We start from the raw sequence: 344 nt of genomic DNA on the forward strand, positions 1-344 counted from the left end.
CCTCCCACGCTCGTGTGCGTTCAGACCGCTGTGGCCTGTCGCCAGTGTCGTTCCTCGTACTCCAACGGTGGCCTATTCCCACACCAACTGTGCAGCCTGTGGTGATTATACCAGTGAACCCACTCCGCAGTAGCAGCGCGGACGTCCGCAACCCCCTTCCACGGGCCCTTCCGGTAAATCAGCTCCTTCTTGTACAACGCGTTGACCGACTCCGCTAGCGCATTATCGTAGGAATCACCCCGACGCCCAACCGACCGCGCGATCCCCGACCGGCTCAACCGCTGACTGTAACGCAACGCCGTGTACTGCACCCCCCGGTCGGAATGAGCCACCAAACCAGGAGA

Annotated in this window: 1 protein-coding gene; it reads right to left on the reverse strand. The window is 61.6% G+C overall.

Annotation, left to right across the window (positions count from 1 at the left end):
• Positions 1-20: 20 nt before the first annotated feature.
• Positions 21-344: integrase core domain-containing protein (locus ACTIDRAF_RS33180; protein WP_211215420.1), on the reverse strand; the 324-nt coding region annotated here is incomplete at its 5' end.

Source organism: Actinoalloteichus spitiensis RMV-1378 (assembly GCF_000239155.1).
Lineage (GTDB): Bacteria > Actinomycetota > Actinomycetes > Mycobacteriales > Pseudonocardiaceae > Actinoalloteichus_B > Actinoalloteichus_B spitiensis.